Here is a 16210-nt window from a genome sequence, read left to right as displayed (position 1 = left end):
GGGCTGGATTGATTATGTACACTTCAGGCTATGCACATCGTTCTTCGTCGTTCTCATCCGCAGCAAGTAAAATTGCGCGTGTCTCTACGGAAAACACTACAGCCGGGCTTATCAGTGAAGTTGTCTATCGCGAAGATCAGCCCATGATGACGCAACTTCTACTGTTGCCATTGTTACAGCAACTCGGTCAGCAATCGCGCTGGCAACTCTGGTTAACACCGCAACAAAAACTGAGTCGGGAATGGGTTCAGGCATCTGGGCTACCCTTAACGAAAGTAATGCAGATTAGCCAGCTCTCCCCTTGCCACACAGTGGAGTCAATGGTTCGCGCTTTACGCACGGGCAATTACAGTGTGGTGATCGGTTGGTTGACAGATGATTTGACTGAAGAAGAGCATGCTGAACTTGTTGATGCGGCAAATGAAGGTAACGCTATGGGGTTTATTATGCGTCCGGTAAGCGCATCCTCTCACACAACGAGACAACTTTCCGGGCTAAAAATTCACTCTAATTTGTATCATTAAGTAAATTTAGGATTAATCCTAGAACTTTTTTTGTCGCCCAGCCAATGCTTTCAGTCGTGACTAATTTTCCTTGCGAAGGCTTGTCTGAAGCGGTTTCCGCGTTTTTTTTCTGTAAATTGTCGCTGACAAAAAGATTAAACATACCTTATACAAGACTTTTTTTTCCATATGCCTGACGGAGTTCACACTTGTAAGTTTTCAACTACGTTGTAGACTTTACATCGCCAGGGGTGCTCGGCATAAGCCGAAGATATCGGTAGAGTTAATATTGAGCAGATCCCCCGGTGAAGGATTTAACCGTGTTATCTCGTTGGAGATATTCATGGCGTATTTTGGATGATAACGAGGCGCAAAAAATGAAAAAGACAGCTATCGCGATTGCAGTGGCACTGGCTGGTTTCGCTACCGTAGCGCAGGCCGCTCCGAAAGATAACACCTGGTACACTGGTGCTAAACTGGGCTGGTCCCAGTACCATGACACTGGTTTTATTCCTAACAATGGTCCGACCCACGAAAACCAACTGGGTGCAGGTGCTTTTGGTGGTTACCAGGTTAACCCGTATGTTGGTTTTGAAATGGGTTACGACTGGTTAGGTCGTATGCCGTACAAAGGCGACAACATCAACGGCGCATACAAAGCTCAGGGCGTTCAGCTGACCGCTAAACTGGGTTACCCAATCACTGACGATCTGGACATCTACACTCGTCTGGGTGGTATGGTATGGCGTGCAGACACCAAGGCTAACGTACCTGGTGGCGCATCCTTTAAAGACCACGACACTGGCGTTTCTCCGGTTTTCGCAGGTGGTGTTGAGTACGCGATCACTCCTGAAATCGCTACCCGTCTGGAATACCAGTGGACCAACAACATCGGTGACGCAAACACCATCGGTACTCGTCCGGACAACGGTCTGCTGAGCCTGGGTGTTTCCTACCGTTTCGGTCAGGGCGAAGCAGCTCCGGTAGTTGCTCCAGCTCCGGCACCGGAAGTACAGACCAAGCACTTCACTCTGAAGTCTGACGTTCTGTTCAACTTCAACAAAGCAACCCTGAAACCGGAAGGTCAGGCTGCTCTGGATCAGCTGTACAGCCAGCTGAGCAACCTAGATCCGAAAGACGGTTCCGTAGTTGTTCTGGGTTACACTGACCGCATCGGTTCTGACGCTTACAACCAGGGTCTGTCCGAGCGCCGTGCTCAGTCTGTTGTTGATTACCTGATCTCCAAAGGTATCCCGGCAGACAAGATCTCCGCACGTGGTATGGGCGAATCCAACCCGGTTACTGGCAACACCTGTGACAACGTGAAACAGCGTGCTGCACTGATCGACTGCTTGGCTCCGGATCGTCGCGTAGAGATCGAAGTTAAAGGTATCAAAGACGTTGTAACTCAGCCGCAGGCTTAAGTTATCGTCTGGTAGAAAAACCCCGCTGCTGCGGGGTTTTTTTTGCCTTTAGTAAATTGAACTGACTTTCGTCAGTTATTCCTTACCCAGCAATGCCTGCAGATCCTGCTTAAGAGAAGAACATTTTATTCGCGTACTTTCTCTTTGTTTTCCGCATCTTCAATCAGCTGAACAATCGTTTCAGAAAGCGTTTTACCGCGACGCTGTGCAAGACCAGCCAGACGTTGCCAGACAATAAATTCCAGATCGATCGATTTTTTGCGCGTATGCTGGTGTTCCGCATTAAAATGGCGCTTCCGTCTGGCCCGAATGGTCTGCTTCATGCGATTGACCAGTTCCGGATTCATATGCTTGTCAATCCAGCCATTTACCAGCACGGGTTCATTTTCGAGCGAGAGCAACACATCGACGGCTTCCTGGGCGGCACTGGCTTCTATGTAACGGGTAATTAACTCCCCTTCGCGATGCTTCTTCACCAGATACTTCCATTTCCAACCGCTTTCAAGATTTTCAAGTTGTTGATATTTCATAGCGATCTCAATGTTACCGTGTAACTCTTTACAGAATATCAGCTTTTTAGGCCAGTGAAGAAAAGAATCTCCATCCTGTGAGCTTTAACGCCCAGCCAGGAGTATTGTCGGTGCTTTCTACGTGTGCTGTAGTGCCGGTTACGGTATAATCGCGGCTTTGACAACAGACTAAAAAACATCAACTTTGACCATTACGAAACTTGCATGGCGTGACCTGGTTCCTGATACCGATAGCTATCAGGAAATATTTGCTCAGCCACATTTGATTGACGAAAACGATCCTTTATTCAGTGATACTCAACCGCGACTGCAATTTGCGCTGGAGCAGTTGCTGCATACGCGAGCATCCTCCTCTTTTATGCTGGCTAAGGCCCCGGAAGAGTCTGAGTATCTGAATCTTATTGCCGATGCCGCGCGTACGCTACAAAGCGATGCAGGCCAACTGGTGGGCGATCACTATGAGGTTTCCGGCCACTCCATCCGCTTACGTCACGCAGTGAGTGCAGATGATAATTTTGCGACTTTAACGCAAGTTGTCGCTGCCGACTGGGTAGAAGCGGAGCAACTCTTTGGCTGCCTGCGCCAGTTTAATGGCGACATTACCCTGCAGCCTGGTCTGGTGCATCACGCAAATGGCGGTATTCTCATCATCTCTTTGCGTACACTGCTGGCGCAACCTCTGCTGTGGATGCGGCTGAAAAATATCGTTAACCGCGAGCGTTTTGACTGGGTTGCGTTTGATGTTTCGCGCCCTCTCCCCGTCTCTGTGCCTTCAATGCCATTGAAGCTGAAAGTCATTCTGGTAGGCGAACGCGAATCATTGGCTGATTTCCAGGAGATGGAGCCAGAGCTTTCAGAGCAGGCTATTTATAGCGAATTTGAAGATACTCTGCAGATTGTCGATGCGGAGTCAGTAAGCCAGTGGTGTCGCTGGGTGACATTTACCGCCAGACATAATCACTTACCTGCCCCGGGAGCGGATGCTTGGCCGGTACTTATCCGCGAAGCAGCACGCTACACCGGTGAACAAGAAACACTTCCGCTTAGCCCGCAGTGGATCCTCCGCCAGTGTAAAGAGGTCGCCTCCCTGTGTGATGGCGACACCTTCTCCGGCGAGCAGCTAAACTTAATGCTGCAGCAGCGTGAATGGCGCGAAGGTTTCCTCGCTGAACGTATGCAGGATGAGATCCTTCAGGAGCAAATCCTGATTGAAACCGAAGGCGAACGCATCGGGCAAATTAACGCCCTTTCGGTCATTGAATTTCCGGGTCATCCACGCGCTTTTGGCGAACCTTCTCGCATTAGCTGCGTTGTGCATATTGGCGATGGTGAATTCACCGACATCGAACGCAAAGCGGAGCTTGGCGGCAATATCCATGCGAAAGGGATGATGATCATGCAGGCGTTCCTGATGTCGGAACTACAGCTTGAGCAACAGATCCCCTTCTCAGCATCGCTGACATTTGAGCAGTCATACAGTGAAGTGGATGGCGATAGTGCCTCGATGGCTGAACTCTGCGCCCTGATAAGCGCCCTCGCTGATGTGCCAGTGAATCAGAGTATCGCTATCACAGGTTCAGTCGATCAGTTCGGCCGCGTCCAGCCGGTCGGTGGTTTAAATGAGAAAATCGAAGGCTTCTTTGCTATTTGCCAGCAACGTGAGTTAACGGGGAAACAAGGTGTCATTATCCCCACTGCTAACGTTCGCCATTTAAGTCTTCACAGTGAACTGGTGAAAGCGGTAGAAGAAGGCAAATTCACCATCTGGGCAGTAGACGATGTGACTGACGCACTGCCGTTATTATTAAATCTGGTGTGGGATGGCGAAGGCCAAACGACGCTGATGCAAACCATCCAGGAACGTATCGCGCAAGCATCGCAACAGGAAGGACGTCACCGTTTTCCATGGCCATTACGTTGGCTGAACTGGTTTATTCCGAACTGATCGGACTTGTTCAGCGTACACGTGTTAGCTATCCTGCGTGCTTCAATAAAATAAGGCTTACAAGAGAACATGGTAGATAAACGCGAATCCTATACAAAAGAAGACCTTCTTGCCTCTGGTCGCGGTGAACTGTTTGGCGCTAAAGGCCCGCAATTGCCAGCACCGAACATGCTGATGATGGACCGTGTGGTCAAAATGACCGAAACGGGTGGTAACTTCGACAAAGGGTATGTTGAAGCAGAACTGGATATCAATCCGGATCTGTGGTTCTTCGGATGCCACTTTATTGGCGATCCGGTTATGCCGGGATGCCTGGGCCTGGACGCAATGTGGCAGCTGGTAGGGTTCTACCTCGGCTGGCTGGGCGGCGAAGGTAAAGGCCGCGCGCTGGGCGTTGGCGAAGTGAAATTCACTGGTCAGGTACTGCCGACAGCGAAAAAAGTGACCTACCGTATTCACTTTAAACGCATTGTTAACCGTCGTCTGATTATGGGCCTGGCGGATGGCGAAGTGCTGGTTGATGGTCGTCTGATCTATACCGCCAGCGACCTGAAAGTCGGTCTGTTCCAGGATACGTCTGCCTTCTGATTATCATCAGACAGAGTATCAAAAGGCGAAACCTCCGCAATGCGGAGGTTTCTTTTTAAAGAGACAGAATCAGGCCATTACTACCCTGTCCGCCATGGCTTCTCGCCAGCCTCCCAGCCATTGTGACCTTTGACTCAGCGTCTGATAGGGACACATTTCTTTTGAGCGTCCGGCGATGCCGGCCTGATAACCACGTTGATGTGCCCGTTCCAGGCGATCTCGTTTTTGTCTCTTCATGCCTCGTTTCCCTCATACTGGTTTCTGGTGGAAAAGAAAACAGTGATTACTAAATGTGCAATCACAGTTAAGCAATACCGCGAATCATAACTGCCGTCAATGCGCAAAATTCACGCCACTGTCATATTTGTGAGCTACACGGGCATGTCGGTTGTACAAAAAATGTGAAGAGGAACAAATTTTTCCGCACGTTAGAAACAAAAAAACCGCCTCAGGCAACATACCGGAGACGGTTATATTTACAAATCTTTATAATTAAGGTAGACGCTTTATCTCTTGTGCAATAGAAGCGGCTTCCTGACTCCAGACACCGGCCAGCACTTTAACCATCTCATCGTAACCATCCTGAGTTTGCACTCCTTCCAGACGGAACGGACGTTTGATCAGTTGTCCCTGGTGGTTCAACAGCCACTCACCACTGACAATGACCTTGCCATCATAGCGACCGTTAAACTCCGTTACGGTAACATTGAGCGTGTCCTGGGCGCTTCCCAGAGGCTGGGAGGCAACCACCCAGCCGGGCAGTTGCGTACTCAGGTTGGCAACCAGGGTGTTGCGCAACTGTTGATCCAACGGGCTGGCCCACAAGTTGTTGTTGGCAATCACATACTTCACATCACTGGTTTGATAAACCACACCATTCCCCGCCAGATAGTCAGGAACAGTGACCTGCTCTACCCATAACAGACGATTGCCCTGGCTGGCGGTACTTTGTGTACCGCTCTGCACCACAGGTAACTGGTAATAGTTTTTATTAATTTCGCCGGAGCTGCATCCGGCCAGCCACAGTGCTGCAATCGTCACTAGCCACTTTTTCATTGTTTCGCCCTCTTCGGCTCTGGATCTTTTTTGTCCTTCGCTTCAAATACCAGCGCGTTACTCTTCTCATTGAGCGTTTTCAGCACCGGTTGCAGTTCTCGCAACACCTGATCAAGGCGCTGCATATCCGCCACCATCTTGTTGTAGGCTGCGGAGCCAGGCTGGAAGCCCTGCATGCTGCGATTCAATTCACGCAACGTTGACTGCATATCCGTCGGCAACTGCTGCATCGACTGGCTGGCGAGGATCTTGTTCATGCTATCCAGCGTCGTTTGCAGGTTTTTCATTGTGCGCTGACTTTCAGAAAGCGTACTGGTTGCCTGTTCAATCATCGGATTCAATGGCAGTTTGTTGATCTTATCCAACGCTTCCATCAGTCGTTGCTGGATTTGCGCCAAGCCGCCGCTAACAGTCGGGATAATCTGATAACCATTAAATTCACGAATACCGGTTATTGCAGGCGTATTTGGATAGAAATCGAGATCAACATACAGTGCACCAGTGACCAGGTTTCCGGTTTTCAGCGATCCGCGTAAACCACGTTTCAACAATTCGCCAAGGTGCTCAACAACATCCGCATTTTCGCCAAGCTGCATTTTCAGCCGCTCTGGCTCGATACGAATCAGTACCGGAATACGGTAATCATCGTTAAATGTCTGACGCATATTCGGCGCAAAGAATGGCACTTTGCTTACGGTACCCAGGCGAATACCCCGGAATTCTACCGGAGCTCCCGGTTGCAGACCGCGTACCGAATCTTTAAAGAACATCAGATAATCAATGTGATCGGTGTACAACGAATCCTGAATGCTCTTCTGATCATCATACAAAACGAAAGCTGTTTTCGGTGCCACTGGCTGCCCTAAATCCAGACCTTCCGGCACATCAAAGCTAACACCGCCACTAAGCAGCGTTGTCAATGAGCCCATCTCCACACGCATCCCCGCTGACGTCAGATCAACCGCAATGCCACTATCTTTCCAGAAGCGAACATTGCTGGTCACCAGTCGGTCATAAGGTGCATTGATGAACAGTTGATAACTGATATTGCGTTTTTGCGTATCGAAGGTGCTGGTTTCAACCGAACCTACCCGATAGCCACGGAACAGCACCGGATCTCCTGGCGAGAGCTGCCCGGCTTTTTTGCTATCGAGAATCACACGGATACCTTTCGCATCAGGCGGGGCCAACGGTGGTGAGTCCAGCAAATCGTATTTATCCATTTTGCTGCCTTTCGCGCCTGGCTGCAGTTCGATATAAACTCCAGACAGCAGCGTTCCCAGGCCGCTAATCCCTTCGCGACCAATCTGCGGTTTCACCACCCAAAAGACGGTGTCTTTATGCAGCAATTTTTCCATACCGGAATTCAGCCGCGCTTTGATTTCAACGTGCGTCAAATCATCAGCCAGTGTGGCGCTTTCAACCACGCCGACGTCAACGCTACGGCTTTTAATGGTGGTTTTGCCACCTTCAATTCCTTCCGCATTCGCGGTGATCAGGGTCACTTCCGGTCCCTGATGGCTGTAATGATAAAAAAGAACCCAGGCCCCAATGAGCGCCGTGACGATAGGAAATATCCACACGGGAGACCAGTTCTTCACTTTCTGGATTTTGGCTTCCCCATTATTAGATTCCATACTGTCAGGACTCCTCATGCTCTGATTCAGGTTGACGATCCCACGACAAACGCGGGTCAAACGTCATAGCAGAAAACATTGTCATTATGACGACTAAAGCAAACATTAATGCACCCATTGCCGGATAAATACTCATTAAACCTCCCATACGCACCAGCGCCGAGAGCACCGCGATAACGAAAACGTCAATCATCGACCAGCGGCCTACAAACTCAACAACTTCATAAATCAAATGCATTCTTTCACTGTCGCGCTTGCCATGCCCTTTGGCATCCCAACACAGCCACGCGATGGCGATCATCTTTAACGTTGGCACCATAATACTGGCCAGAAAGATCACCGCAGCGACGGGATAAGAGCCTTCGCTCCATAACAGAATGACCCCAGCGAGAATCGTCGACGGCATCTTCGAGCCTAATAAATCCGTCACCATGATGGGCAAAATATTAGCCGGAAGATACAGCATGATGGACGTTACAAGCAGCGCGAGTGTCCACTGCAGGCTGTTTCTACGCCGAACGTACCCTTTGGTACTACAACGCGGGCACACGGGTTCATCAGCAGGAAGGATTGCCGTACAACAGGAGCACGAACGCAGCCCCTGACGTATCCCCGTGACGCCTGGTTTTAGCGGCTGGCGCAGTTCTGGCATCGGGGCGATGTCGTCCCATAACCAGCGACGATCAACGCACTGAAAAGCGCGCAGTTGCAGGACACAAAATAAACACCAGGGGAGAAAGCTGCTGCCTACCCCAATGCTGCCGTAAGCCATCAGTTTAACGAAACTGACCAGCACACCCGCGAGGAAAATCTCCGCCATTCCCCAGGTTTTGAGTTGAAAAAGCACCCGTGCCAGTTGCTCTTTTAAACGGACCGGTAATTCCGCGCGATTCACCAGTAACAGAATGGTTATCAGACAAAACGCGGGAACCAGTTGCACAAACAACAGGAAAAAGGTGCCGAGGCTGGCGTAGTCCTCAGAAAAAAGCACGCCGGGAATTTCCAGTAATGTAATTTCACTGGTAACTCCTGCAACGTTCATATTCACAAAAGGAAACAAGTTGGACAGCAACAGCATGAACAGTGCAGCCAACGCATAGGCGGTGGGACGCTGCCGAGGGGCATCCCACGCCACGGTTAACGTTGTGCCACACCGGGGACATGCCGCTTTCTGACCATGCTCAAGGCGCGGTAACGCCACCAGCATGTCACACTGCGAGCACAGGATGTGCTTCGCGGCATGATGATGTTCGCACATTGGTACTCCTTAATGATGCGCTATTTTACAGATGACTAACAAAGTGTTGGTTTTCATGCCTGATAAACCCAGTTCATCAGGCAATTTTACCGTTGTCAGCTGTCTCTGTTTAAATCGACTATTTTGCGATCAGCCACCATTTTTTAACGCTTCAAGATACTCCCAGCGTTCAAAGGCTTGCTCCAGCTCCTGCTCTGCAGCAGCCATATCAGCAAGCACTTTTTGCGTCTGCTCATGCGGCTGACTGAAGAAGGAAGCATCCGCCACTTGCGTCTGTAGGGCTTCCAGCTTCGCCTCCAGATCTTCGAGCAATTGCGGTAGCTGCTCCAGTTCGCGCTGCAATTTATAGCTTAGTTTGCTACTGCTGCGTTTTACAGTTTCTGCTTTTGGCGCGGCGGCTTCTTCGCTTTTTTTCACCGCAGGCTGTTTGAGTGCCACATATTGTTCTTGCTGACCACGGGCATCATGATAACCGCCAACATAACGACCAATTTTACCGCCGCCTTCGAAGATCCAGCATTCTGTAACGGTGTTATCGACAAACTGACGATCGTGGCTAACCAGCAATACCGTGCCCTGATAGCTGTCGATCAGTTCTTCCAGCAGTTCCAGCGTTTCGACATCAAGATCGTTGGTCGGTTCGTCAAGAATCAATAAGTTGCTTGGTTTGAGGAACAAACGCGCCAGCAGCAAGCGGTTCCGCTCACCGCCAGAAAACGCACGTACTGGCGTCATCGCCCGTTTCGGATGGAACAGAAAGTCCTGCAAATAGCCCAATACGTGGCGTGGCTTGCCATTAACCATCACCTCTTGCTTACCTTCGGCAAGGTTATCCATCACCGTTTTATCGGGATCCAGTTCCGCGCGGTGCTGATCGAAATAAGCCACTTCCAGTTTGGTGCCAACGTGAATACGCCCGCTGTCCGCTTGAAGCTGACCGAGCATCAGTTTCAGCAGCGTGGTTTTGCCGCACCCATTCGGACCAATCAGGGCAATTTTGTCGCCACGTAGAACCTGGGCAGAAAAATCTTTCACCAGTTGCTTACCGTTAACCTGGTAGCAAACGTCTTCCATTTCGAAAACGATCTTACCGGAGCGGCTGGCCTCTTCCACCTGCATCTTTGCGGTACCCATCACTTCGCGACGTTCACCACGTTCGCGACGCATCGCTTTCAGGGCGCGTACGCGGCCTTCATTACGGGTACGGCGTGCTTTGATCCCCTGGCGAATCCACACTTCTTCCTGCGCCAGTTTGAGATCGAACTCGGCATTTTGTAGTTCTTCCACGCGCAGGGCTTCTTCTTTTTCCTGCAGGTACTGGTCGTAATTCCCTGGATAGGTCACCAGCTTGCCGCGATCGAGATCAACAATGCGCGTCGCCATATTGCGGATAAACGAACGGTCGTGGGAGATGAAAATAATCGTCCCATTGAAGGTTTTAAGGAACCCCTCCAGCCAGTCGATGGTTTCGATATCCAGATGGTTAGTCGGTTCGTCCAGCAGCAATACGCGCGGATTGCTCACCAGCGCGCGTCCTAATGCCGCTTTACGCAACCAGCCGCCGGAAAGCGACGACAGCGCAACGTTAGGATCTAACCCCAGTTGCGCCAGCACTTCGTTGATGCGGTTTTCCAGCTGCCACAGGTTGTGGTGATCCAGCTGTTCCTGAACCTTCGCCAGTTCGTTGAGATTTTTCTCGCTCGGGTCGTTCATCACCAGGCGCGAAATATCGTGATAGCGTTTCAGATATTCCGCTTGTTCTTCAATGCCTTCGGCAACGAAATCATAAACGCTACCCTCAACGTTACGCGGCGGATCCTGTTGCAGACGAGCTACAATCAAATCTTGCTCATAAATAATGCGACCGTCATCCAGCCCTTGTTCACGGTTGAGGATTTTCATTAACGTCGATTTTCCTGCGCCGTTGCGGCCCACCAGACAAACACGTTCGTTATCTTCGATATGCAGTTCTGCGTTATCGAGAAGCGGCGCGTCGCTGAACGACAGCCATGCGCCATGCATACTGATTAATGACATTACTATTCCTTTCAGGCTGCGGTAATCAGCCAGCAGTTGTGGATCTGGCGGTTACGGGCGAAATCCTGGGAGAGCGTTTTTTGCGTAATTTCTTGTGCTTTCAGTCCCAGTTTTGCCAGGCCGTCGAGATCCATACGGAAGCCACGTTTGTTGTTCGAGAACATGATCGTCCCACCTGCACGCAGCAGACGTTTCAAATCTTTCATCAGCGCCAGATGATCGCGCTGAACATCAAACGCATCTTCCATTCGTTTTGAGTTAGAGAAGGTTGGCGGATCGATAAAGATCAGATCGAACTGTTCATTTGCCTCACGCAGCCACGCCAGGCAATCGGCCTGAATCAGGCGATGCGCACGCCTAGTCAGGCCATTCAGACGCAGGTTGCGTTCTGCCCATTCCAGATAAGTACGCGACATATCCACGGTGGTGGTGCTGCGTGCACCGCCTAATCCCGCATGCACGGTGGCGCTGCCGGTATAAGAAAACAGGTTGAGGAAATCTTTGCCTTTGCTCATCTGACCGAGCATACGGCGGGCGATACGGTGATCGAGGAACAGACCAGTATCGAGATAATCCGTCAGGTTCACCCACAAGTGAGCGTTATATTCGGTAACTTCAAGAAACTCGCCCTTCTCGCCCAGTTTCTGGTACTGGTTTTTGCCCTTATGGCGTTCACGGGTTTTCAGCACCAGTTTGTTTGGCGCAATCCCCAGTACCGAAATGGTTGCAGCGATAATATCGAACAGACGCTGACGCGCTTTGTGCGCATCAATAGTTTTTGGCGGCGCATACTCCTGCACCACCACCCAGTCGGCATAACGGTCAACGGCAACGTTATATTCCGGCAGATCGGCGTCATACAGGCGGTAACATTCAATCCCTTCCTGGCGTGCCCACTTCTCGAATTTTTTGAGGTTCTTACGCAGGCGGTTGGCGTAATCTTCCGCTACCATTGCCGGTTTACTGTCTGGTGTGCTTTCGGCAACGTGGTAATTTTTCTGTACGCAGTCCAGCGGGCCGTTTTTCGCCTTGTACTGTTTGTCTGCACGCAGCTGCAGGCAGCTTAGCAGATCCGGCGAGGCACTAAACAAAGAGAGATTCCAGCCACCGAACTGGTTTTTCATGATTCGGCCCAGCAGACTATGCAGCGCAATCAGCGCCGGTTCGCTGTCCAGACGTTCACCGTATGGCGGGTTGCTCAACACTGTACCGTACGGCCCTTTCGGCAGCGGATTGGTCAGTTGCGCGACATCTTTCACCTCAAAGGTGATCAGTTCACCAATCCCCGCAAGACGGGCGTTAGTGCGCGCACGTTGAATCACCCGTGCGTCGCTGTCCGAACCGTAAAAATGAGAGCTATACTCAGCTAGGCCTTTACGGGCGCGAGTTTGCGCTTCCGCTTTCACTTCCTGCCAGATAGCTTCATCATGCTGCGCCCAGCCGCTAAAGCCCCAACGCCCACGGTGCAAGCCTGGTGCGCGATCGGTCGCCAGCATCGCCGCTTCAATCAGCAACGTACCGGAACCACACATCGGATCGAGCAGCGGTGTTCCTGACTGCCAGCCGGATCGCATCACAATAGCGGCTGCCAGGGTTTCTTTGATCGGCGCAATACCAGCACGATCGCGATAGCCACGCAGATGTAAACCATCACCACTCAGATCAAGAGCGATACTGGCGGTTTCTTTATGCAGCCAGACGTTAACGCGGATATCCGGCGCATCGCGATCAACATTTGGACGCGGCAGATTTTTCCGTGTGAAAGCATCGACGATCGCGTCTTTCACTTTCATCGCGCCGTACTGACTGTTGCGGATGGTGTCATTCAAACCACTGAAGTGGACAGCGAAGGTCGCGCCAGGATTAAACATCTCTGTCCAGTTGATCGCCTGAACACCGAGATAGAGGTCTAAATCGCTGTAAACCTTACACTCGCCCAGCGGCAACATAATACGCGAGGCCAGGCGGCTCCACATCAGGCTCTGGTAAACAAGCCGTGTGTCGCCCTTGAAATGGACCCCACCCTGAACCACCTGGCATTCAACGGCCCCCAGATTTTCCAGTTCAGTTTTTAACAGCTCTTCCAGCCCACGGGCCGTACTGGCAAACAGAGAATTCATATCGTCACTTTTACTCTAAGAGCCTACCGCAGTAGGCGTAATTGTTGCAGTCAGTCTGGACATGGAGAGCGCGGAGAAACCGGAGCGTACACAAGTACGTGAGGATTTCGAGCACAACCCAGGGCCAAACTGACAAATAAAATAGCCTAACGGGACAGGCGCTAAGAAAATTGTTGCGCATTATAGCTAATAAGCGCGTCATGTCATAAAGTTGAGGGCTTATTTTCATTTGAGGACCGCACCGTGGCGACATTAACCCGGCTTTTTATTCATCCTGTTAAATCGATGCGCGGCATTGGTCTTACACATGCTCTGGCTGATGTCAGTGGTCTGGCCTTCGATCGCATCTTTATGATCACGGAACCTGACGGTACGTTTATTACCGCTCGCCAGTTTCCCCAGATGGTACGGTTTACTCCTTCACCTGTGCATGATGGCTTGCATCTCACCGCACCAGATGGCAGTAGCGCATATGTTCGTTTTGCTGATTTCGCCACACAAGACGCACCAACCGAAGTTTGGGGCACACATTTTACCGCGCGAATTGCGCCAGACGCGATCAACAAATGGCTAAGTGGATTTTTCTCCCGCGAAGTGCAATTACGCTGGGTGGGGCCACAAATGACCCGGCGCGTGAAACGCCACAACACTGTACCTCTGTCATTTGCTGATGGCTATCCTTACCTTCTTGCTAACGAAGCCTCGTTACGTGATCTCCAACAACGTTGTCCGGCCAGTGTAAAAATGGAGCAATTCCGCCCCAATCTGGTGGTTTCCGGCGCGTCAGCCTGGGAAGAAGATAGCTGGAAAGTGATTCGCATTGGTGATGTGGTGTTTGATGTGGTTAAACCTTGTAGCCGCTGTATTTTCACCACCGTCAGCCCAGAAAAAGGGCAAAAACATCCGGCAGGCGAACCATTAAAAACATTGCAATCTTTCCGCACTGCCCAGGATAACGGCGATGTCGATTTTGGTCAGAATTTAATTGCCCGTAATAGCGGCGTGATTCGCGTTGGCGATGAGGTGGAAATTCTGGCAACGGCTCCGGCAAAAATTTACGGCGCAGCTGCCGCTGATGATACCGCCAACATCACGCAACAACCGGACGCAAATGTAGATATTGACTGGCAGGGACAGGCATTTCGTGGAAATAACCAACAAGTGTTGCTGGAGCAATTAGAAAATCAGGGAATTCGTATCCCTTATTCTTGCCGCGCGGGCATTTGTGGAAGTTGCCGTGTTCAGCTTTTAGAAGGCGAAGTCACGCCGCTGAAAAAATCAGCAATGGGCGATGATGGCACCATTCTTTGCTGTAGCTGTGTACCGAAGACTGCCCTTAAGCTGACGCGTTAGACTGCCTGTTCGAGGCTGAAGCTGTCAACATTCACCTGCGGTTTCAGCCTGTCGTTCATGATTTTAATGGCGTCGCCCAACTGCATCGCGCGACCCGCAATAACAACGCAGGGTTGTGCCAGCAGGCATAGCGCGGCATTTTCGCCAGATTCAACGACCAGCAAATTGACCTGCTCGTGAGTATCGCTCAACCAAACGCAGGCCGCATCGCCCGGCATGGGCACCCACATTTCACCATGGGAGACAAAATGCCAGCTTTTCGGCATTTGCGGTTTGAGATAACGAATTGCTACCAGTGCATTCAGCACCAGTTCGGCTTTTTGGTCTTTAGATAAATTAAAATCGCGGCACTTTTCTTCAAAAGAGAAATAGAGCGCGGCATCATCAACACAAAAGCCTGCGGGAGAAAAGGCATCTGGAGTCAACATTTTGCGCGCAAAACGTGAGCGAAATAGCATACCATTGGCTAAATCGAGCATCATTCGATCGTGCTCTTCATCGTAATACCAACGCCAGTTATCGTCTGGTTTAATTCGCATCTGCCTCTCCCCTACCCTATAAAACCGCAGCAACACAATCCATTGTCGCTTCGCTTAATAACCTCAACAATAAAAGTACAAAATGTCTAAATAAGCAACAACGATGAATATAAAACAACCAGGTCTGAAAATAAAGCCCTGATTATCTTATAAAGAGGAATTCGAAGAAATAATTAGATATGGGTAACGATTTCTTTAATCAGCGGCGGACCTTTAAAAATAAAACCAGAATAAATTTGCACCAGTGAGGCACCCGCAGCAATCTTTTCACGCGCAGCGATAACCGAGTCGATGCCGCCAACACCGATGATCGGTAAGCGACCGTTTAATTCTAGTGACAAGCGGCGAATAATTTCTGTGCTTTTTAACTGAAGCGGACGACCACTTAAGCCACCGGTTTGATCGCAATTTTTCATTCCCTGAACCAGAGAACGATCGAGAGTGGTATTGGTTGCAATAACGCCATCAATATTATGGCGAACTAAACTATCGGCAACCTGGATCAATTCGTCTTCAGAAAGATCCGGCGCGATCTTCACTGCGATCGGCACATATTTATGGTGCATCGCTTGCAAATCATTTTGCTTATTTTTAATCGCGGTTAAGAGATCATCCAGCGCTTCACCATATTGCAGCGTGCGTAATCCTGGGGTATTCGGCGATGAAATATTGATGGCGATATATCCCGCATAGGCATAGATTTTTTCCATACAAATCAGATAGTCATCTTTGCCCTGCTCCACTGGCGTATCTTTATTTTTGCCGATATTAATACCCAAGACGCCGTCATAATGGGCCTTTTTTACGTTCTCTACGAGGTTATCAACGCCAAGATTATTAAAGCCCATACGGTTGATCAAACCTTCGGCATCTACCAGACGAAAGAGACGCGGCTTGTCATTACCAGGCTGTGGACGTGGCGTGACGGTACCGATCTCGATCGATCCAAATCCCATCGCGCCTAACGCATCAATGCACTCCCCGTCTTTATCAAGACCGGCTGCCAGACCAAGCGGATTTTTAAACGTCAGGCCCATGCAGTTAACAGGTTTCGCAGGCACTTTCTGCCGCACCAGTGCTTCAAACGGTGTTCCGGTAATGCGGCGTAATTGCTGAAAAGTAAACTCATGAGCGCGCTCTGGATCGAGCTGGAAAAGGGCTTTACGAACGAAGGGGTAGTACATGAACTCTCCTGGATTCCCGGTGTGCAAACCGGGGGC

14 protein-coding genes are annotated in these 16210 nt (G+C 50.4%); 5 read left to right on the top strand and 9 right to left on the bottom strand.

The genetic code is table 11. The annotated features are described in order from the left end of the window. The first annotated feature begins 14 nt into the window (after positions 1-14). Both sulA and ompA read left to right on the top strand, forming a co-directional pair. Positions 15-524: an SOS cell division inhibitor gene (gene sulA / locus SF0958; protein ID NP_706880.2), complete on the top strand. Its 510-nt coding sequence runs from the start codon at positions 15-17 to the stop codon at positions 522-524. Between the two features lie 356 nt (positions 525-880). Then, positions 881-1927 (top strand): outer membrane protein OmpA, encoded by a 1047-nt coding sequence (gene ompA, locus SF0957; protein NP_706879.2) that lies wholly within the window; start codon positions 881-883, stop codon positions 1925-1927. Positions 1928-2052: 125 nt separating this feature from the next. On the opposite strand, the gene ycbG is transcribed toward ompA, so the two are convergent. Continuing rightward, positions 2053-2457 carry a Ter macrodomain organizer matS-binding protein gene (gene ycbG / locus SF0956; RefSeq protein NP_706878.1) on the bottom strand — a complete coding sequence of 135 codons (405 nt, stop codon included), beginning with the start codon at positions 2455-2457 and terminating at the stop codon, positions 2053-2055. Positions 2458-2641: 184 nt separating this feature from the next. On the opposite strand from ycbG, the gene SF0955 reads away from it, so the two are divergent. Together SF0955 and fabA are read left to right on the top strand one after the other, a co-directional pair. Beyond that, positions 2642-4402 carry an ATP-dependent protease gene (locus SF0955; protein NP_706877.1) on the top strand — a complete coding sequence of 587 codons (1761 nt, stop codon included), beginning with the start codon at positions 2642-2644 and terminating at the stop codon, positions 4400-4402. 69 nt (positions 4403-4471) lie between these two features. Further along, positions 4472-4990 carry a 3-hydroxydecanoyl-ACP dehydratase gene (gene fabA, locus SF0954; RefSeq protein NP_706876.1) on the top strand — a complete coding sequence of 173 codons (519 nt, stop codon included), beginning with the start codon at positions 4472-4474 and terminating at the stop codon, positions 4988-4990. A 69-nt stretch (positions 4991-5059) separates the two neighbouring features. Here fabA and SF953a read toward each other — a convergent pair whose 3' ends face one another. The 6 genes from SF953a to rlmL all read right to left on the bottom strand — a co-directional run bounded on the left by SF953a (position 5060) and on the right by rlmL (position 13098). Continuing rightward, positions 5060-5227: a ribosome modulation factor gene (locus tag SF953a; RefSeq protein ID YP_008439237.1), complete on the bottom strand. Its 168-nt coding sequence runs from the start codon at positions 5225-5227 to the stop codon at positions 5060-5062. 255 nt (positions 5228-5482) lie between these two features. Then, entirely contained in the window at positions 5483-6046 is a 564-nt protein-coding gene (ymbA, locus tag SF0953; protein NP_706875.1) for a hypothetical protein, read from the bottom strand. Beyond that, positions 6043-7683, bottom strand: a complete 1641-nt coding sequence (gene pqiB, locus SF0952) for a paraquat-inducible protein B (RefSeq protein ID NP_706874.2) — start codon at positions 7681-7683, stop codon at positions 6043-6045. The genes ymbA and pqiB overlap by 4 nt, the downstream gene beginning before the upstream one ends. Positions 7684-7687: 4 nt before the next feature. After that, positions 7688-8941, bottom strand: a complete 1254-nt coding sequence (pqiA, locus tag SF0951; protein ID NP_706873.1) for a paraquat-inducible membrane protein A — start codon at positions 8939-8941, stop codon at positions 7688-7690. 129 nt (positions 8942-9070) lie between these two features. Further along, on the bottom strand, positions 9071-10978 hold the full coding sequence (uup, locus tag SF0950; RefSeq protein NP_706872.1) for an ABC transporter ATP-binding protein: 1908 nt from the start codon (positions 10976-10978) through the stop codon (positions 9071-9073). Between the two features lie 11 nt (positions 10979-10989). Further along, positions 10990-13098, bottom strand: coding sequence for a 23S rRNA m(2)G2445 methyltransferase (gene rlmL, locus SF0949; RefSeq protein ID NP_706871.1), 2109 nt, complete (start codon positions 13096-13098; stop codon positions 10990-10992). 243 nt (positions 13099-13341) lie between these two features. Here rlmL and SF0948 point away from each other — a divergent pair, with 243 nt between their 5' ends. Beyond that, positions 13342-14451 carry a hypothetical protein gene (locus SF0948; RefSeq protein ID NP_706870.1) on the top strand — a complete coding sequence of 370 codons (1110 nt, stop codon included), beginning with the start codon at positions 13342-13344 and terminating at the stop codon, positions 14449-14451. Here SF0948 and ycbW read toward each other — a convergent pair. Further along, a complete protein-coding gene (ycbW, locus tag SF0947; protein NP_706869.1) occupies positions 14448-15026 on the bottom strand; it encodes a hypothetical protein in 579 nt (192 codons plus the stop codon). The two genes, SF0948 and ycbW, sit on opposite strands and share 4 nt — an antisense overlap. 137 nt (positions 15027-15163) lie before the next feature. Then, on the bottom strand, positions 15164-16174 hold the full coding sequence (gene pyrD, locus SF0946; RefSeq protein NP_706868.2) for a dihydroorotate dehydrogenase 2: 1011 nt from the start codon (positions 16172-16174) through the stop codon (positions 15164-15166). Positions 16175-16210: the final 36 nt, after the last annotated feature.

This window comes from Shigella flexneri 2a str. 301 (assembly GCF_000006925.2).
GTDB lineage: Bacteria > Pseudomonadota > Gammaproteobacteria > Enterobacterales > Enterobacteriaceae > ECMA0423.
This window is presented reverse-complemented; position numbering and strand designations above follow the sequence as displayed.